General features: G+C 71.8%; 15 protein-coding genes. 14 read left to right on the top strand and 1 reads right to left on the bottom strand.

Annotated elements, in window-relative coordinates; all coding sequences use genetic code 11:
* From ABZX75_RS18335 to ABZX75_RS18280, 12 genes are all read left to right on the top strand, one after another.
* Window positions 1-1,287 (top strand): dihydroorotase, encoded by a 1,287-nt coding sequence (locus tag ABZX75_RS18335; protein WP_355411607.1) that lies wholly within the window; start codon window positions 1-3, stop codon window positions 1,285-1,287.
* Entirely contained in the window at window positions 1,284-1,865 is a 582-nt protein-coding gene (locus tag ABZX75_RS18330; protein ID WP_355411605.1) for a hypothetical protein, read from the top strand. Before ABZX75_RS18335 ends, ABZX75_RS18330 begins: the two co-directional genes overlap by 4 nt.
* Window positions 1,862-3,019, top strand: a complete 1,158-nt coding sequence (carA, locus tag ABZX75_RS18325) for a glutamine-hydrolyzing carbamoyl-phosphate synthase small subunit (RefSeq protein WP_355411603.1) — start codon at window positions 1,862-1,864, stop codon at window positions 3,017-3,019. The genes ABZX75_RS18330 and carA overlap by 4 nt, the downstream gene beginning before the upstream one ends.
* A complete protein-coding gene (gene carB / locus ABZX75_RS18320; protein WP_355411601.1) occupies window positions 3,012-6,320 on the top strand; it encodes a carbamoyl-phosphate synthase large subunit in 3,309 nt (1,102 codons plus the stop codon). The genes carA and carB overlap by 8 nt, the downstream gene beginning before the upstream one ends.
* A 94-nt stretch (window positions 6,321-6,414) precedes the next feature.
* Window positions 6,415-7,524, top strand: coding sequence for a quinone-dependent dihydroorotate dehydrogenase (locus tag ABZX75_RS18315; RefSeq protein WP_355411827.1), 1,110 nt, complete (start codon window positions 6,415-6,417; stop codon window positions 7,522-7,524).
* A complete protein-coding gene (gene pyrF / locus ABZX75_RS18310) occupies window positions 7,521-8,363 on the top strand; it encodes an orotidine-5'-phosphate decarboxylase (RefSeq protein WP_355411598.1) in 843 nt (280 codons plus the stop codon). The genes ABZX75_RS18315 and pyrF overlap by 4 nt, the downstream gene beginning before the upstream one ends.
* 377 nt (window positions 8,364-8,740) lie before the next feature.
* A complete protein-coding gene (locus ABZX75_RS18305; protein ID WP_030008746.1) occupies window positions 8,741-9,064 on the top strand; it encodes an integration host factor in 324 nt (107 codons plus the stop codon).
* A 61-nt stretch (window positions 9,065-9,125) separates the two neighbouring features.
* Complete coding sequence (gene gmk, locus ABZX75_RS18300; protein WP_355411595.1) at window positions 9,126-9,689, top strand: guanylate kinase; 564 nt, start codon at window positions 9,126-9,128, stop codon at window positions 9,687-9,689.
* Between the two features lie 61 nt (window positions 9,690-9,750).
* A complete protein-coding gene (gene rpoZ, locus ABZX75_RS18295) occupies window positions 9,751-10,023 on the top strand; it encodes a DNA-directed RNA polymerase subunit omega (protein WP_004948662.1) in 273 nt (90 codons plus the stop codon).
* A gap of 128 nt (window positions 10,024-10,151) precedes the next feature.
* Complete coding sequence (coaBC, locus tag ABZX75_RS18290) at window positions 10,152-11,366, top strand: bifunctional phosphopantothenoylcysteine decarboxylase/phosphopantothenate--cysteine ligase CoaBC (protein ID WP_355411591.1); 1,215 nt, start codon at window positions 10,152-10,154, stop codon at window positions 11,364-11,366.
* Window positions 11,367-11,560: 194 nt separating this feature from the next.
* Window positions 11,561-12,769 carry a methionine adenosyltransferase gene (metK, locus tag ABZX75_RS18285; protein ID WP_355411589.1) on the top strand — a complete coding sequence of 403 codons (1,209 nt, stop codon included), beginning with the start codon at window positions 11,561-11,563 and terminating at the stop codon, window positions 12,767-12,769.
* A gap of 115 nt (window positions 12,770-12,884) precedes the next feature.
* On the top strand, window positions 12,885-15,056 hold the full coding sequence (locus tag ABZX75_RS18280; RefSeq protein WP_355411587.1) for a primosomal protein N': 2,172 nt from the start codon (window positions 12,885-12,887) through the stop codon (window positions 15,054-15,056).
* A gap of 213 nt (window positions 15,057-15,269) precedes the next feature.
* Here the strand turns inward: ABZX75_RS18280 and ABZX75_RS18275 are convergent, their stop codons facing one another.
* Window positions 15,270-15,791, bottom strand: a complete 522-nt coding sequence (locus ABZX75_RS18275; RefSeq protein WP_355411585.1) for a hypothetical protein — start codon at window positions 15,789-15,791, stop codon at window positions 15,270-15,272.
* A gap of 331 nt (window positions 15,792-16,122) precedes the next feature.
* On the opposite strand from ABZX75_RS18275, the gene fmt reads away from it, so the two are divergent.
* Together fmt and ABZX75_RS18265 are read left to right on the top strand one after the other, a co-directional pair.
* Entirely contained in the window at window positions 16,123-17,067 is a 945-nt protein-coding gene (fmt, locus tag ABZX75_RS18270) for a methionyl-tRNA formyltransferase (protein ID WP_355411583.1), read from the top strand.
* Between the two features lie 274 nt (window positions 17,068-17,341).
* On the top strand, window positions 17,342-18,721 hold the full coding sequence (locus ABZX75_RS18265) for a transcription antitermination factor NusB (RefSeq protein WP_355411825.1): 1,380 nt from the start codon (window positions 17,342-17,344) through the stop codon (window positions 18,719-18,721).
* Window positions 18,722-18,834: the final 113 nt, after the last annotated feature.

The raw sequence follows: 18,834 nt of genomic DNA, 5'->3' as shown, positions 1-18,834 counted from the left end.
ATGAGCAAGATCCTGATCCGTGGCGCGAAGGTACTCGGTGGCGAGGCGCAGGACGTCCTGATCGACGGCGAGACCATCGCCAGGGTCGGTGCCGGACTGTCCGCCGAGGGCGCGACCGTCATCGAGGCCGAAGGCCAGGTGCTCCTCCCCGGCCTCGTCGACCTCCACACCCACCTGCGCGAGCCCGGCCGCGAGGACTCCGAGACCGTCCTCACCGGCACCCGGGCCGCCGCCTCCGGCGGGTACACCGCCGTCTTCGCCATGGCGAACACCTTCCCGGTCGCCGACACCGCCGGCGTCGTCGAGCAGGTCTGGCGCCTGGGCAAGGAATCCGGCTACTGCGACGTGCAGCCCATCGGCGCCGTCACCGTCGGTCTGGAGGGCAAGCAGCTCTCCGAGCTGGGCGCCATGCACGACTCCGCCGCCCGCGTCACCGTCTTCTCCGACGACGGCAAGTGCGTCGACGACGCCGTGATCATGCGCCGCGCCCTGGAGTACGTGAAGGCCTTCGGCGGCGTCGTCGCCCAGCACGCCCAGGAGCCCCGCCTCACCGAGGGCGCCCAGATGAACGAGGGCGTCGTCTCCGCCGAGCTCGGTCTCGGCGGCTGGCCCGCCGTCGCCGAGGAGTCGATCATCGCCCGGGACGTCCTCCTCGCCGAGCACGTCGGCTCCCGCGTCCACATCTGCCACCTCTCCACCGCCGGCTCCGTCGAGATCGTCCGCTGGGCCAAGGCCCGCGGCATCGACGTCACCGCCGAGGTCACCCCGCACCACCTCCTCCTCACCGAGGAGCTCGTGCGCTCGTACAACGCGGTCTACAAGGTCAACCCGCCGCTGCGCACCGAGCGCGACGTCATGGCCCTGCGCGAGGCCCTCGCCGACGGCACGATCGACATCGTCGCCACCGACCACGCTCCGCACCCGCACGAGGACAAGGACTGCGAGTGGGCCGCCGCCGCCATGGGCATGGTGGGCCTGGAGACGGCGCTCTCCGTCGTCCAGCAGACGATGGTGGAGACCGGACTGCTCGACTGGGCGGGCGTCGCCGAGCGGATGTCCTTCGCCCCGGCGCGCATCGGCGGCCTGGGGAACCACGGCCGTCCCGTCTCGGCAGGTGAACCCGCGAACCTGACCTTGGTCGATACCTCGTACCGTGGTGTCGTGGACCCCGCGCACTTCGCTTCCCGCAGCCGCAACACGCCTTACGAGGGCCGTGAACTGCCGGGTCGCGTCACTCACACCTTCCTGCGGGGCCGGGCAACGGTCGTGGACGGGACGCTGGCGTGACACCTGCAGTAATCCAACTGGCCGCCGAGGCCGTCGAGCGACAGTCGGCGGAGGTGACGGACGTCGGCGCGCGCATCGCGTGGGTGGCCGGTCTGCTCGTCTTCATCGCCTTCGTGTACTGGCTGATGCGGCAGGGCTGGAAATGGCGCGGCGCTCTGCAGAACGATCTGCCGGAGCTGCCCGCCGCCCCCGACGGTCTCCCCGAGCACCGGCTGGCCCTGACCGGCCGGTACCACGGGTCCACCACCGCCGGGCAGTGGCTCGACCGGATCGTCGCCCACGGTCTGGGCCTGCGCAGCCGGGTGGAGCTCACGCTCACCGACGCGGGCCTCGACGTGGTCCGTCCGGGGGCCAACGACTTCTTCGTACCGGCCGCGCAGCTGCGCGGCGCCCGCCTCGACAAGGGAATCGCGGGCAAGGTACTCACCGAGGGCGGTCTGCTCGTCGTCACCTGGACGCACGGCGACAAGCTGATCGACTCCGGATTCCGCTCCGACCGCGCGGCCGAACACGCCGCCTGGGTCGAAGCCCTCAACCTCATGAACTCATCCACCACGACGGAAGGCGCCGAACGATGACGACCTCCACCAGGGGAGCAGCCAAAGCTCCCGCCGTACTCGTCCTGGAGGACGGTCGGATCTTCCGCGGCCGTGCCTACGGCGCTGTGGGGGAGACCTTCGGCGAGGCCGTGTTCTCCACCGGCATGACCGGCTACCAGGAGACCCTCACCGACCCGTCGTACCACCGGCAGGTCGTCGTGATGACCGCCCCGCACGTGGGCAACACCGGCGTCAACGACGAGGACCCCGAGTCCGCCCGGATCTGGGTGGCCGGCTACGTCGTACGCGACCCCGCGCGCGTCCCGTCCAACTGGCGCTCCCAGCGCTCGCTGGACGAGGAACTGGTCACCCAGGGCGTCGTCGGGATCTGCGGCATCGACACCCGCGCCCTGACCCGCCACCTGCGCGAGCGCGGCGCCATGCGCGTCGGCATCTTCTCCGGGGCCTCCGTCGCGGACGACGCGGCCCTGCTCGCCCGCGTGCGCCAGGCCCCGCAGATGAAGGGCGCGAACCTCTCCGCAGAGGTCGCCACCAAGGAGGCCTACGTCGTCCCCGCGATCGGTGACAAGAAGTTCACCGTGGCCGCCGTCGACCTCGGCATCAAGGGCATGACCCCGCACCGGATGGCCGAGCGCGGCATCGAGGTGCACGTGCTGCCCGCCACCGCCACCATCGATGACGTGTACGCGGTCAACCCGGACGGCGTGTTCTTCTCCAACGGCCCGGGCGACCCGGCCACCGCCGACGGTCCCGTCGCCCTCATGCAGGGCGTCCTGGAACGCAAGACCCCGCTCTTCGGCATCTGCTTCGGCAACCAGATCCTCGGCCGCGCCCTCGGCTTCGGCACCTACAAGCTGAAGTACGGCCACCGCGGCATCAACCAGCCGGTGCAGGACCGCACCACCGGCAAGGTCGAGGTCACCGCGCACAACCACGGCTTCGCCGTCGACGCGCCCCTCGACAAGGTCTCCGAGACGGCCTACGGCCGCGCCGAGGTCTCCCACGTCTGCCTGAACGACCAGGTCGTCGAGGGCCTCCGGCTGCTCGACCGGCCGGCCTTCAGTGTCCAGTACCACCCCGAGGCGGCTGCCGGCCCGCACGACGCCGCGTACCTCTTCGACCGCTTCACGTCTTTGATGGAAACCGCCCTGATGGAGGCCGAGCGTGCCTAAGCGCACCGATATCCAGTCCGTCCTGGTCATCGGCTCCGGCCCGATCGTCATCGGCCAGGCCGCCGAGTTCGACTACTCAGGCACCCAGGCCTGCCGCGTCCTCAAGGCCGAGGGCCTGCGGGTGATCCTGGTCAACTCCAACCCGGCGACGATCATGACCGACCCGGAGATCGCCGACGCCACGTACGTCGAGCCGATCACCCCCGAGTTCGTCGAGAAGATCATCGCCAAGGAGCGCCCCGACGCGCTGCTCCCGACCCTCGGCGGCCAGACCGCGCTGAACACCGCCATCTCCATGCACGAGCAGGGTGTGCTGGAGAAGTACGGTGTCGAGCTCATCGGCGCCAACGTCGAGGCCATCAACAAGGGCGAGGACCGCGACCTCTTCAAGGGCGTCGTCGAGGCCGTCAAGGCCAAGATCGGTTACGGCGAGTCCGCCCGCTCCGTCATCTGCCACTCGATGGACGACGTCATCAAGGGCGTCGACACCCTCGGCGGCTACCCCGTCGTCGTGCGCCCCTCCTTCACCATGGGCGGCGCCGGCTCCGGCTTCGCCCACGACGAGGAAGAGCTGCGCCGCATCGCCGGCCAGGGCCTCACGCTCTCCCCGACCACCGAGGTGCTCCTGGAGGAGTCCATCCTCGGCTGGAAGGAGTACGAGCTGGAGCTGATGCGCGACACCAAGGACAACGTCGTCGTCGTCTGCTCCATCGAGAACTTCGACCCGATGGGCGTCCACACCGGTGACTCGATCACCGTCGCCCCGGCCATGACGCTCACCGACCGCGAGTACCAGCGGCTGCGCGACATCGGCATCGCGATCATCCGCGAGGTCGGCGTCGACACCGGCGGCTGCAACATCCAGTTCGCCATCGACCCGGTCGACGGCCGCGTCATCGTCATCGAGATGAACCCGCGCGTCTCGCGCTCGTCGGCGCTCGCGTCGAAGGCCACCGGCTTCCCGATCGCCAAGATCGCAGCCAAGCTGGCCATCGGCTACACGCTCGACGAGGTCCCCAACGACATCACCGAGAAGACCCCGGCCTCCTTCGAGCCGTCTCTCGACTACGTCGTCGTCAAGGCCCCGCGCTTCGCCTTCGAGAAGTTCCCGCTCGCCGACGCCACCCTCACCACCACCATGAAGTCGGTGGGCGAGGCCATGGCCATCGGCCGCAACTTCACCGAGGCGCTGCAGAAGGCCCTGCGCTCCCTGGAGAAGAAGGGCTCGCAGTTCACCTTCGTCGGCGAGCCCGGGGACAAGGAAGAGCTCCTCGCCACCGCGGTGCGCCCGACCGACGGCCGCATCAACACCGTCATGCAGGCCATCCGCGCCGGCGCCACCCCGGAAGAGGTCTTCGAGTCCACGAAGATCGACCCCTGGTTCGTCGACCAGCTCTTCCTCATCAAGGAGATCGCCGACGACCTGGCCGCCGCCGACAAGCTCCACCCCGAGCTGCTCGCCGAGGCCAAGCGCCACGGCTTCTCCGACGTCCAGATCGCCGAGATCCGCGGCCTGCGCGAGGACGTCGTCCGCGAGGTCCGCCACGCCCTCGGTGTCCGCCCCGTCTACAAGACGGTCGACACCTGCGCCGCCGAGTTCGCCGCGAACACCCCGTACTTCTACTCCTCGTACGACGAGGAGTCCGAGGTCGCCCCGCGCGAGAAGCCCGCGGTCATCATCCTGGGCTCCGGCCCGAACCGCATCGGCCAGGGCATCGAGTTCGACTACTCCTGCGTCCACGCCTCCTTCGCGCTCAGCGACGCCGGCTACGAGACCGTGATGGTCAACTGCAACCCCGAGACCGTCTCCACGGACTACGACACCTCCGACCGCCTGTACTTCGAGCCGCTGACGCTCGAGGACGTGCTGGAGATCGTCCACGCCGAGACGCTGGCCGGCCCCATCGCCGGTGTCATCGTCCAGCTCGGCGGCCAGACCCCCCTCGGTCTCGCCCAGGCGCTCAAGGACAACGGCGTCCCGGTCGTGGGCACCTCGCCCGAGGCCATCCACGCCGCCGAGGACCGCGGCGCCTTCGGCCAGGTCCTCGCCGACGCCGGACTGCCCGCGCCCAAGCACGGCACCGCCACCACCTTCCCGGGTGCGAAGGCCATCGCCGACGAGATCGGCTACCCGGTCCTCGTCCGCCCGTCCTACGTGCTCGGCGGCCGCGGCATGGAGATCGTCTACGACGAGGCGCGGCTGGAGTCGTACATCGCCGAGTCCACCGAGATCTCGCCGACCCGCCCCGTGCTGGTCGACCGCTTCCTCGACGACGCGATCGAGATCGACGTCGACGCCCTGTACGACGGCACCGAGCTCTACCTCGGCGGCGTCATGGAGCACATCGAGGAAGCCGGCATCCACTCCGGCGACTCGGCCTGCGCCCTGCCCCCGATCACCCTCGGCGGCTACGACATCAAGCGCCTGCGAGCCTCCACCGAGGCCATCGCCAAGGGCGTCGGCGTCCGCGGTCTGATCAACATCCAGTTCGCGATGGCGGGTGACATCCTGTACGTACTGGAGGCGAATCCGCGCGCCTCCCGGACCGTCCCCTTCACCTCGAAGGCGACCGCCGTACCGCTCGCCAAGGCCGCTGCCCGGATCTCGCTCGGCACCACCATCGCCGAGCTGCGCGCCGAAGGCATGCTGCCGAAGACCGGCGACGGCGGCACCCTGCCGCTGGACGCGCCGATCTCCGTCAAGGAGGCCGTCATGCCGTGGTCGCGCTTCCGCGACGTCCACGGCCGCGGCGTGGACACCGTCCTCGGCCCGGAGATGCGCTCCACCGGCGAGGTCATGGGCATCGACTCCGTCTTCGGCACGGCGTACGCCAAGTCGCAGGCGGGCGCGTACGGCCCGCTGCCGACCAAGGGCCGCGCGTTCATCTCCGTCGCCAACCGCGACAAGCGTTCGATGATCTTCCCGGCGCGCGAGCTCGTCGCCCTCGGCTTCGAGCTGCTCGCCACCTCGGGCACCGCCGAGGTGCTGCGCCGCAACGGCATCAACGCCACCGTCGTGCGCAAGCTCAGCGAGGGCGAGGGCCCCGGCGGCGAGAAGACCATCGTCCAGCTGATCCACAACGGCCAGGTCGACCTCATCGTCAACACCCCGTACGGCACCGGCGGCCGCCTCGACGGCTACGAGATCCGCACGGCGGCCGTGGCGCGCGGCGTCCCGTGCCTGACCACGGTCCAGGCGCTCGCCGCCGCCGTGCAGGGCATCGAGGCGCTGGGCCACGGCGACGTGGGCGTCCGCTCGCTCCAGGAGCACGCGGAGCGCCTGATCGCGGCCCGCGACTAGCAGCCCGTACGGCCCGGACACGGGAGGGGGACACCGGTTTCACGACGGGTGTCCCCCTTCCCATGAGCGCAGAGGGATCTTCAAGACAGTGACGATGTACCAACTCTTCTTCAACCTGGTCTTCAAGCGGATGGACCCGGAGCAGGCCCACTACACGGCCTTCCGCTGGATCCGCCTCGCCGCCCGCACGCCGGTGCTGCGCACCTTCATCGCGGCCTGGCTCGCCCCCCGCTCCATGGAACTGCGCACCGAGGCCCTGGGCCTGCGGATGCACGGCCCCTTCGGGCTCGCGGCCGGCTTCGACAAGAACGCCGTCGCCATCGACGGCATGGCGATGCTCGGCTTCGACCACGTCGAGATCGGCACGGTGACGGCCGAGCCCCAGCCGGGCAACCCGAAGAAGCGGCTGTTCCGGCTGGTGCCGGACCGCGCGCTGATCAACCGGATGGGCTTCAACAACGAGGGCTCGGCGGCCGTGGCCGAGCGGCTGGCGTCCCGTCAGCCGGTCTTCAAGACGGTCGTCGGCGTCAACATCGGCAAGACCAAGGTGGTGCCGGAGGAAGAGGCCGTCGCCGACTACGTCACCTCCACCGAGCGCCTCGCCCGCCACGCGGACTACCTCGTGGTGAACGTCTCCTCGCCCAACACCCCGGGGCTGCGGAACCTCCAGGCCACCGCCTCGCTGCGGCCGCTCCTGACGGCCGTACGGGAGGCCGCGGACCGGGTGGTGACCGACCGCCGGGTCCCGCTGCTGGTCAAGATCGCGCCGGACCTGGCCGACGAGGACGTCGACGCCGTCGCCGACCTCGCGCTGGAACTGGGGCTGGACGGCATCATCGCGACGAACACCACCATCGCCCGGGAAGGCCTGGGCCTGAAGTCCTCCCCGTCCCTGGTGAAGGAGACCGGCGGCCTGTCGGGCGCCCCCGTCAAGGAGCGCTCCCTGGAGGTCCTGCGCCGTCTGTACGCCCGTGTGGGGGACCGGCTGGTCCTCGTCGGGGTCGGGGGCATCGAGAACGCCGAGGACGCCTGGCAGCGCATCCTGGCCGGTGCCACGCTGATCCAGGGCTACAGCGCCTTCATCTACGAGGGCCCGTTCTACGCCCGCGCCCTCCACAAGGGCCTGGCCGCGCGCCTGGCCGCCAGCCCGTACGCGACGCTCGCCGAAGCGGTGGGTGCCGAGACCCGAAAGGCCGCGCTGTGACCTCTGTGACCCCCTTCGGTACCCGCCTGCGCGAGGCGATGGACTCCCGTGGTCCGCTGTGCGTGGGCATCGACCCGCACGCCGCCCTGCTGGCGCAGTGGGGTCTGGGGGACGACATCGCGGGCCTGGAGCGGTTCTCGCGCACCGTGGTGGAGGCGCTGGCCGACCAGGTCGCGGTCTTCAAACCGCAGGCGGCCTTCTTCGAGCGCTTCGGCTCCAAGGGCGTCGCGGTGCTGGAGCGGACCGTGGCGGACGCCCGGGCGGCGGGCACGCTCGTCCTGATGGACGCCAAGCGGGGCGACATCGGCTCCACGATGGCGGCGTACGCCTCGGCCTTCCTGGACCCGGCCTCGCCGCTCTTCTCGGACGCGCTGACGGTGTCCCCGTACCTGGGCTACGGCTCGCTGCGCCCGGCGGTCGACCTGGCGCGGCAATCCGGGGCGGGCCTGTTCGTGCTGGCCCTGACCTCCAACCCGGAGGGCGCGGAGGTCCAGCGGGCGCTGCGCGAGGACGGCCGCACGATCGGCGCGACGATGCTGGCGCACCTGGCGTCGGAGAACGCGGGCGCGGCGCCGATGGGATCCTTCGGCGCCGTCGTCGGCGCGACGCTCGGCGACCTGTCCTCCTTCGACCTGGACATCAACGGGCCGCTGCTGGCCCCGGGCATCGGCGCGCAGGGCGCGACCGCGGCCGACCTGCCGGGGGTGTTCGGCAAGGCGGTGCGCAACGTCGTGCCCAACGTGTCGCGGGGTGTGCTGAAGCACGGCCCGGATGTGGCCGCGCTGCGCGCCCGCGCGCGGGAGTTCGCGGACGAGATCCGCGAGGCCGTCTGCGCGTAACGCCGCTGCGGGTCCGCGGCGGGCATCGGCCGCGGACCCCGCGCCCGCTCGCCGGGCGGGGCCGGAAGATCGCCTTCGACGCCGGGCGGGGCTGAAATCAGCCCCGCCGGACCGGCGCCCCGCACGACCTGACGAAATTCGAACGTCTTTCACCGGACAAAACAGGGGTATTTTGTCCGTGATGTACGGTTCAGTAGAGGCTGACCAGGACTTTTCGTTCGTTCTCGCTGACTGGAGCGGCCATGGCCGCTAGTCTCCGAGCAGAGTGAACGAGCAGCGAACGAGTTCCACCGCTGTTCGGGAGCTCGCCTGGTGTGGTGCCTTCGAGCTCCCCACCGGTCCGTATCCGACAGTTCGACATCCGAGGTGACGTAGGCGTGGCTCTTCCGCCCCTTACCCCTGAACAGCGCGCAGCCGCGCTCGAAAAGGCCGCCGCGGCTCGCCGGGAGCGGGCCGAGGTGAAGAATCGACTCAAGCACTCCGGCGCCTCCCTCCAAGAGGTCATCAAGACGGGGCAGGAGAACGACGTCATCGGCAAGATGAAGGTCTCCGCCCTGTTGGAGTCCCTGCCCGGCGTGGGCAAGGTCCGCGCCAAGCAGATCATGGAGCGCCTCGGCATCTCCGAATCCCGGCGTGTCCGAGGTCTCGGTTCCAACCAGATCGCCTCTCTGGAGCGCGAGTTCGGCAGCACCGGCGCCTGAGGCGTCGACTGAAGTTCTCCCGGCGTTCTCAGGCAGTCCTGGGAACCTGGATAATCGCTTTATGGCAGCAGAGGTTCGTCCGCGGCTGACCGTGCTCTCCGGCCCCTCGGGGGTCGGCAAGAGCACGGTCGTCGCGCATATGCGCAAGGTCCACCCCGAGGTCTGGCTCTCGGTGTCGGCCACCACCCGCAAGCCGCGGCCCGGTGAGCGACACGGAGTCCAGTACTTCTTCGTCAACGACGACGAGTTCGACAAGCTGATCGCCAACGGCGAGCTGCTGGAGTGGGCCGAGTTCGCGGGCAACCGCTACGGCACACCGCGCGGCGCGGTGCTGGAACGCCTGGACAACGGCGAGCCGGTACTGCTGGAGATCGACCTCCAGGGCGCACGGCTCGTCCGCGAGTCCATGCCCGACGCCCAGCTGGTCTTCCTGGCCCCGCCGAGCTGGGACGAACTGGTCCGCCGGCTCACCGGCCGGGGCACCGAATCGGCGGAGGTCATCGCGCGCCGACTCGAAACGGCCAAGATCGAACTCGCTGCCGAATCCGAGTTCGACAGCACCCTTGTCAATACCTCCGTCGAGGACGTGGCCCGCGAGCTGCTAGCCTTGATGGAAGTTGTCTGATCGTTGATCGATTTTCATTCGGTCAATGCTTGATCTTTCACCCATCTTCGGAAGGTAGAGCGTGTCCTCTTCCATCACTGCGCCCGAGGGCATCATCAACCCGCCGATCGACGAGCTGCTCGAGGCTACTGACTCGAAGTACAGCCTCGTGATCTACGCGGCCAAGCGCGCGCGTCAGATCAACGCGTACTACTCGCAGCTCGGTGAGGGCCTGCTCGAGTACGTCGGCCCGCTGGTGGACACCCACGTCCACGAGAAGCCGCTTTCGATCGCGCTGCGCGAGATCAACGCGGGTCTGCTGACCTCCGAGGCCATCGAGGCCCCGGCTCAGTAAGGCACCGAGAATTCCTTTCACCACAGGCCCGGCAGAACATCTGCCGGGCCTGTGGTGTGTCATGGGTGGTACGACGATCAGAAGCCGAAGGCGTCCGGCGTGCCGGACGTTTCGAAGGGGAGTGCGTGGTGGGTAAGCCGAAGGTCGTGCTGGGAGTCAGCGGCGGGATCGCCGCCTACAAGGCGTGCGAGCTGCTGCGCCGGCTGACCGAGTCCGGGCACGAGGTGCGGGTGGTGCCCACGGCGGCGTCCCTGAACTTCGTCGGCGAGGCCACCTGGGCCGCACTGTCCGGCAATCCGGCCTCCACCGACGTCTGGGAGACCGTCCACGAGGTGCCGCACGTGCGCATCGGGCAGGCGGCCGATCTCGTCGTCGTCGCACCGGCCACCGCCGACATGCTGGCCAAGGCGGCCCACGGGCTGGCCGACGACCTGCTCACGAACACCCTCCTCACCGCACGCTGTCCGGTGGTCTTCGCCCCCGCCATGCACACCGAGATGTGGGAGCACCCCGCCACCCAGGAGAACGTGGCCACGCTGCGGCGGCGCGGAGCCGTCGTCATCGAGCCCGCCGTCGGCCGGCTCACGGGCAAGGACACCGGCAAGGGGCGGCTGCCCGACCCCGACGAGATCTTCGAGGTGTGTCGGCAGGTCCTGGCCCGCGGGGTCACCGAGCCCGACCTCGTCGGGCGCCACGTGGTGATCAGCGCGGGCGGCACGCGGGAGCCGCTGGACCCGGTCCGCTTCCTCGGCAACCGCTCTTCCGGCAAGCAGGGTTACGCGCTGGCCCGCACGGCCGTCGCGCGCGGAGCCCGGGTCACCCTCGTGGCGGCCAACACCGCGCTGGCCGATCCGGCCGGGGTGGACGTCGTACGGGTGGGGACGGCCGTGCAGCTGCGGGAAGCGGTGCTCAAGGCCGCCGCGGACGCCGACGCCGTGGTGATGGCCGCGGCCGTGGCCGACTTCCGTCCCGCCGAGTACGCGGGCGGAAAGATCAAGAAGAAGGACGGGCAGGAGCCCGCGCCGGTGGCGCTCGTCCGCAATCCTGACATTCTCGCGGAGATCTCGGCCGACCGGGCGCGGGACGGACAGGTCGTGGTGGGTTTCGCCGCCGAGACCGACGACGTCCTGGCCAACGGGCGCGCCAAACTTCTGCGCAAGGGATGCGACCTTCTGGTCGTCAACGAGGTGGGCGAGTCCAAGACTTTCGGTTCCGAGGAGAACGAGGCCGTCATCCTCGCTTCTGATGGATCCGAAACGCAGGTCCCCTACGGTCCGAAGGAAGCGCTGGCGGACGTCCTGTGGGATCACGTCGCGCCGCGACTCGTGCTCCGACGCGCCTGAGCGGATCCCTTCTCCTGGGCAAATCCGTGCGTCACAATGACGTGCCGCAGGTCACACGGCTCCCATAGGGCGAGACGGGTGGACCGGCAAACGGTGGCGACCGATAAACTGCACTCGGAACGTGACCGGGCGCAGCCCCCGGTGTGGTTCCGCCAAGTGATCAGCCAGCAGCCGCTGCAACCCCAGGGAGCGATGTGTCCCGCCGCCTGTTTACCTCGGAGTCCGTCACCGAGGGCCACCCCGACAAGATCGCTGACCAGATCAGCGACACGATCCTCGACGCCCTGTTGCGGGAGGACCCGACCTCGCGTGTGGCCGTGGAGACCCTCATCACCACCGGTCTCGTGCACATCGCGGGCGAGGTGACGACGAAGGCGTACGCCCCGATCGCGCAGCTCGTCCGCGACAAGATCCTGGAGATCGGTTACGACTCCTCGAAGAAGGGCTTCGACGGCGCTTCCTGTGGTGTGTCGGTGTCGATCGGTGCGCAGTCCCCGGACATCGCGCAGGGTGTCGACACGGCGTACGAGCAGCGCGTCGAGGGTGACGAGGACGAGCTCGACAAGCAGGGCGCGGGCGACCAGGGCCTGATGTTCGGCTACGCCTGCGACGAGACGCCCGAGCTGATGCCGCTGCCGATCCACCTGGCGCACCGGCTCTCGCGCCGGCTGTCCGAGGTCCGCAAGAACGGGACCATCCCGTACCTGCGTCCGGACGGCAAGACGCAGGTCACCATCGAGTACGACGGGGACAAGGCCGTGCGCCTGGACACCGTCGTCGTGTCCTCGCAGCACGCCTCGGACATCGACCTGGATTCGCTGCTCGCTCCCGACATCCGCGAGTTCGTCGTCGAGCACGTGCTGGCCCAGCTGATCGAGGACGGCATCAAGCTGGACACCGAGGGCTACCGCCTGCTGGTGAACCCGACCGGGCGTTTCGAGATCGGCGGCCCGATGGGCGACGCCGGCCTGACCGGCCGCAAGATCATCATCGACACCTACGGCGGCATGGCCCGTCACGGCGGCGGCGCCTTCTCGGGCAAGGACCCGTCCAAGGTGGACCGCTCGGCCGCGTACGCGATGCGCTGGGTCGCCAAGAACGTCGTCGCGGCGGGACTCGCCTCGCGTTGCGAGGTCCAGGTCGCCTACGCGATCGGCAAGGCCGAGCCGGTCGGCCTGTTCGTGGAGACGTTCGGCACCGCCAAGGTCGAGGTCCAGAAGATCGAGGACGCCATCGGGCAGGTCTTCGACCTGCGCCCGGCCGCGATCATCCGCGACCTCGACCTGCTGCGCCCGATCTACGCCCAGACCGCCGCCTACGGCCACTTCGGCCGCGAGTTGCCGGACTTCACCTGGGAGCGCACCGACCGCGTCGACGCCCTGCGCGCCGCCGCCGGTCTGTAAGCCGGCCCGTAGAGCGAAGTACGCCTGACGGAAGGGCCCGGACCGGGAACGGTCCGGGCCCTTCCGCCTGTGCTCACCCGCCGGCGTTGTCGGTGCCGTTTGTAAGAATGCTGGTGTGAGCAGCGCGAACGATTCCGAGGAGCGGTCCGGGGAGCGGTCCGGGGACGGGGGTCCCGGCGGTCCGCCGCAGCAGCTCGCGCTGATGCGGGACATGGTCGCCGCGGCCAAGGCCAAAGCGCCCAAGGCGAAACCGCGCACCTGGCGGGGCGCCGCCCTGGCCCGGGAACTGCCCGTCGCCCGGATCCTCGTCAACAAGGGCGTGCTCCACCTCGACCAGCTCTGGGACTACGCCGTCCCCGAGGAACTGTCCGAGGCCGCGCAGCCCGGCGTCCGCGTCCGCGTCCGCTTCGGCGCCGGCTCCCACCAGGTGCACGGCGGCCGCCGCGAGGGCGGCGGCCTCATCGACGGCTTCATCGTCGAGCGCCGAGCCGACTCCGACTACAACGGAGCCCTGGCCGCCCTCGCCCACGTCGTCTCCCCCGAGGTGGTGCTCAGCCCGAGCATGCTGGCCCTCGCCCGGGCCGTCGCCGACCGGTACGCGGGCAGTCTGGCCGACGTGCTCCAGCTCGCCCTGCCCCCGCGCAACGCCCGCGCCGAGGCCAAGCCGTCACCGCAGCCGCTGCCCCCGCCCGCCGCGCCCGAGCCCTGCGGCTGGGAGCGGTACGGATCCGGCCCCGCCTTCCTGCGCGCCCTGGCCACCGGCGGGGCTCCGCGCGCGGTGTGGACCGCCCTGCCAGGCCCCGGCTGGGCCGACGAACTCGCCCGCGCCATGGCCGCCACCCTCGCCTCCGGCCGGGGCGCCCTCGCCGTGCTGCCCGACGGACGGACCGCCGCCCGCGTGGACACGGCGCTCACCGCCCTGCTCGGCCAGGGGCGGCACGCGCTGCTGACGGCCGAGTCCGGCCCCGAGAAGCGCTACCGGCAGTGGCTCGCCGTGCACCGCGGCTCGGTCCGGGCCGTCATAGGAACCCGCGCCGCGATGTTCGCCCCCGTACGGGACCTCGGGCTGGTCGCCATCTGGGACGACGGCGACTCCAGCCACAGCGACGACCACGCGCCCTTCCCGCACGTCCGGGAGGTACTGGAGCTGCGCGCGGTCAGCGACGGCTGCGGTTTCCTCGCCGGGAGCACCAGCTGCACTGTCGAGGCCGCCCAGCTGGTCGAGTCCGGCTGGGCGCGGCCCCTGGTGGCGACCCGGGAGACGGTGCGCGCGTGCGCCCCGCGGATCCGGACGGTGGGCGACGAACTGCTGGCCCGGGACGAGGCCGCCCGGACCGCGCGACTGCCGACGCTGGCGTGGGAGACCGTACGGGAGGGCCTGAAGACCGGGCCCGTCCTGGTACAGGTGCCGCGGCGGGGCTATGTGCCCCGGCTGGCGTGCGAGCGGTGCCGGACGCCCGCCCGGTGCACGGTCTGCGCGGGGCCGCTGGAGGCCCCCGACGAGCGGGCCCTGCAGTGCGGATGGTGCGGCCGGGGCGAACCGTCCTGGCACTGCGAGGAGTGCGGTTCCTTCCGGCTGCGGGCGCAGGTGGTCGGCGCCCGGCGGACCGCCGAGGAGCTCGGCCGGGCCTTCCCGGCCGTTCCCGTACGGACATCGGGGCGCGACCACATCCTGGACGAGGTGCCGGACCGGCCCGCGCTGGTGGTCTGCACTCCCGGCGCCGAACCGGTCGCGGCGGGCGCCGGGTACGCGGCGGCGCTGCTGCTGGACGGCTGGGCGATGCTGTCCCGGCCGGACCTGCGGGCGGGGGAGGAGGCGCTGCGCCGGTGGATCGCGGCCGCCTCGCTCGTACGGGGCGACGGGCAGGTCGTCGTGGTCGCCGAGCCGACGCTGCGGCCCGTGCAGGCGCTGGTGCGGTGGGACCCGGTCGGCCACGCGGTCCGCGAGCTCGCGGAGCGGGCCCAGCTCGGCTTCCCTCCGGTGTCCCGGATGGCGGCGGTGGCCGGGCGGGGCGAGGCGGTGGAAGCCTTCCTGGCCGCTGCCGGGCTGCCGCCGGAGGCGGAGATCCTGGGTCCCGTGCCGCTTCCGGGGCGGCGCGCAGAGCCTTCCCCGGACTCCGGCCCGGGGGACTCCCGGCCGGCGGAGCGGGCGCTGGTCCGGGTCCCGCCGGGCAGTGGCGCGGCGCTCGCCGCCGCTCTGAAGTCGGCGCAGGCCGCCCGCCTGGCGCGCGGTGTGCCGGCGTCGGAGGCGGTCCGGATCCGGATCGACCCGCCGGACATCGGCTGAACCGGCCGGATCCGCCGCCGCATCGGCCGACGGCAGTACATCGGCTCGCCCGGCCGACTCGGGGTCCCGGAGGGCAGCGGCTCCCTCGGCGACGCGGAAAACCCCCGGCGGGACGACCGTTCGGGTCGCCCGCCGGGGGCGGGGTTCAGGCACGGTGGCTCGGAGGCCGGCCGTCGGGGGTCGGCGTCCCGGCGGCTGGGAGCAGAGAGCGGATCAGCCGTTGCGGGGCCCGGGGAAGGCCGACTGGCGGGATGCGCCCGCAGCGGCCTGGGATTCCTCGCGCATGGGCTGCGGCGGCACCGAGCGCGCCGCCGGGACCGTGGGAAGCGGTCCCAGGGTCCGGGTGGTCGCCCCCTCGGCCGGCAGCTCCGCGGACTCGGCGGTCTGCGCGCGGCGGGCACCGTAGCGACGGTGCACGGCTTGCTTGGTGACACCGAGCGCCGAGCCGACCGCGTCCCACGAGAAGCCGAGCGAGCGGTCGAAGTCCACCGCTGCCGTGACCAGTGTCTCGACGCTGTCCCGCAACTCCTGCGCGAGGCGGACGGTGGGCGCGGGCGCCCGGCCGTAGACGACGAAGCCCGTGGAGGGACCTGAGCGGCGCGGGCGGTACACATTGCCGAGCTGGGCGGTGAGCGTACGCAGAGCATCCACCTGCCGCCGAACCCGCTCGATGTCCCGCACCAGCAGATGCAGGCTGGCCCGGGCTTGGGCGTCGTGGGTGGCGTGGTCGGCCATGAAGAAGCCTCTCGAACCGGTGCTGAAGGGGGGATCGGGCCGCAGACACCGTGCAAACGCGGCCCGTTTTGGTCAATCTCTCTTGACCAACGCGCCACCCGGCGCCCAGGTCACGCTGTGGGGGCGTGTCGGCATATGCGAGGGGCGCGTCCCTGTGCGTACGCCCCCTGATGGCCGTACGCGGGCCCCGGGGGGTATCCATGCCGGTCGGGCCGGCTCGCGGCGCCCGGCTGCGCACCCGCCGCGTTCTCGTCGGCAGGACACGCCCGGGCGCGCCCGCCCCCATAGACTGGTGCGCTGCTGACAGCCGAGATAGCGAGGTAGGACCCCAGTGAAGCTCGTCTTCGCAGGCACCCCCGAGGTCGCCGTGCCCGCCCTGGACGCCCTGATCGCCTCCGGGCGGCACGAGGTCGCGGCCGTCATCACCCGGCCCGACGCACCGGCCGGCCGCGGCCGGCGGCTCGTCGCCAGCCCGGTCGCCGAGCGCGCCGAGGAGGCCGGCATCGAGGTCCTCAAGCCCGCCCGGCCGCGTGACCCCGACTTCCAGGCCCGGCTGCGGGAGATCGACCCGGACTGCTGCCCGGTCGTCGCGTACGGCGCGCTGATTCCCAGGAGCGCCCTCGACATCCCCAAGCGCGGGTGGGTCAACCTGCACTTCTCGCTGCTGCCCGCCTGGCGCGGCGCCGCACCGGTCCAGCACTCGATCATGGCGGGGGACCAGGTCACCGGCGCGTCCACCTTCCTGATCGAGGAGGGGCTGGACTCCGGCCCCGTGTACGGGATCCTCACCGAGGAGATCCGGCCGACCGACACCAGCGGCGACCTGCTCACCCGGCTCGCCTTCGCCGGCGCCGGACTGCTCACCGCCACGATGGACGGCATCGAGGACGGCACCCTGCGCGCCGTCGAGCAGCCCGCCGACGGCATCTCGCTCGCGCCGAAGATCACGGTGGAGGACGCCCGGATCGACTGGACCGCCCCGGCGATGCGCGTCGACCGCGTGGTGCGCGGCTGCACGCCGGCACCGGGCGCGTGGACCGTCTTCCGAGGAGAGCGGCTCAAGCTGGTCTCGGTGGGCATGGTGCCCGACCGCACCGACCTGGCGCCCGGCGTGCTGGCACCGGCCAAGAACAACGTCTACGCGGGCACCGGCTCCCACGCCGTGGAGCTGCTCTGGGTGCAGCCGCAGGGCAAGAAGCCGATGCGCGGCGCCGACTGGGCGCGCGGGGTGCGGATCGCTCCCGGCGAGCGGCTCGGCGGGGCGGACGTAGGCTGATCCCAGGCGCCGCGCCCCGGCCGTACGCATCACCCGAATCACCCGGCGCGCGCGTGCCGCTCGTACCGCACGCGTGTCAGGCGCAGTACGCGCACCTCCGCGTACGACTCCCAGCAGTCCCCGCAGTCACAGCACTCGTACCTCGTAACCCCGGAGCACCTTTCACGTGAGCGAACAGACCGGTCGCCGACCCGCCGCCGCCGCAGGCGCGGCCGGCCAGCAGGCCAAGCGGGCCAAGCAGGCCAAGCCGCACCGCCGGCCCAAGAAGGACCCCGTGCGGATGCTCGCCTTCCAGGTGCTGCGGGCGGTGGCCGAGCGCGACGCGTACGCGAACCTCGTACTGCCCCCGCTGCTGCGCAAGGCGCGCCAGGACGAGACCTTCCAGGCCCGGGACGCGGCGCTGGCCACCGAACTGGTCTACGGGACGCTGCGCCGCCAGGGCACGTACGACGCCGTCATCAAGGCCTGCATCGACCGGCCGCTGCGCGAGGTCGACCCGCCGGTGCTGGATGTCCTCTCCCTCGGCGCGCACCAGCTCCTGGGAACCCGTATCCCCACGCACGCGGCCGTGTCCGCGAGCGTGGAACTGGCCCGCGTGGTGCTCGGAGACGGGCGCGCGAAGTTCGTGAACGCCGTCCTGCGCAAGATCGCCGCGCACGACCTGGAAGGCTGGCTGGAGCGGGTCGCGCCGCCGTACGAGGACGACGCCGAGGAACACCTCGCGGTGTACCACTCGCACCCGCGCTGGGTCGTCAGCGCCCTGTGGGACGCCCTGGGCGGCGGCCGCGCCGGGATCGAGGACCTGCTGGAGGCCGACAACGAGCGGCCCGAGGTCACCCTGGTCGCGCGGCCCGGGCGGTCCACGCCGCAGGAGCTGCTGGAGGCGGTGGGCGAGGACTCGGCGCTGCCCGGACGCTGGTCCCCGTACGCCGTGCGGATGGCCGAGGGCGGTGAACCCGGCGCGCTGGAGGCGGTGCGCGACGGGCGCGCGGGCGTCCAGGACGAGGGCAGCCAGCTCGTGGCGCTGGCCCTGGCCGCCGTACCGGTCGAGGGCCGCGACACGCGCTGGCTGGACGGCTGCGCCGGACCGGGCGGCAAGGCGGCGCTGCTCGCGGCACTGGCCGCGCAGCGCGGGGCGTTCCTGCTGGCCTCCGAGAAGCAGCCGCACCGGGCGCGGCTGGTGGAGCGCGCTCTGGCGGGCAACCCCGGTCCGTACCAGGTCATCGCGGCCGACGGCACCCGGCCGCCGTGGCTGCCGGGCTCCTTCGATCGCGTCCTGGTGGACGTCCCGTGCACCGGCCTGGGCGCGCTCCGCCGCCGCCCGGAGGCCCGCTGGCGCCGCCGCCCGGAGGACCTGGAGGGCTTCGCCCCGCTCCAGCGCGGGCTCCTGCGGGAGGCGCTGTCGGCGGTGCGGGTGGGCGGCGTCGTGGGCTACGCGACGTGCTCGCCGCACCTGGCGGAGACCCGGGTGGTCGTGGACGACGTCCTGAAGGGACGCGGCGCGGGCGCCTCGCCGGTGGCGGCCGAACTGATCGACGCCCGGCCGTACATGTCGGGTGTCCCGGCCCTGGGCGACGGCCCGGACGTACAGCTGTGGCCGCACCTGCACGGGACGGACGCGATGTACCTGGCACTGCTGAGGCGGACGGGGTAGTCGGGGGCGGGGGGTCCCCCCCCGGCTCAGTCGTGACGGCTGCCGTTCGGGAGGACGGGCCCCGTGCTTCGTACGCCGGTGCGGCGGGCGTGGGCCGCCTGTCATGGACAGCA

The sequence above is a fragment of the Streptomyces sp. NPDC003038 genome (assembly GCF_040611115.1).
GTDB lineage: Bacteria > Actinomycetota > Actinomycetes > Streptomycetales > Streptomycetaceae > Streptomyces.
The sequence above is the reverse complement of the archived record's forward strand: the minus strand, read 5'-3'. Positions and strand labels throughout refer to the sequence as shown.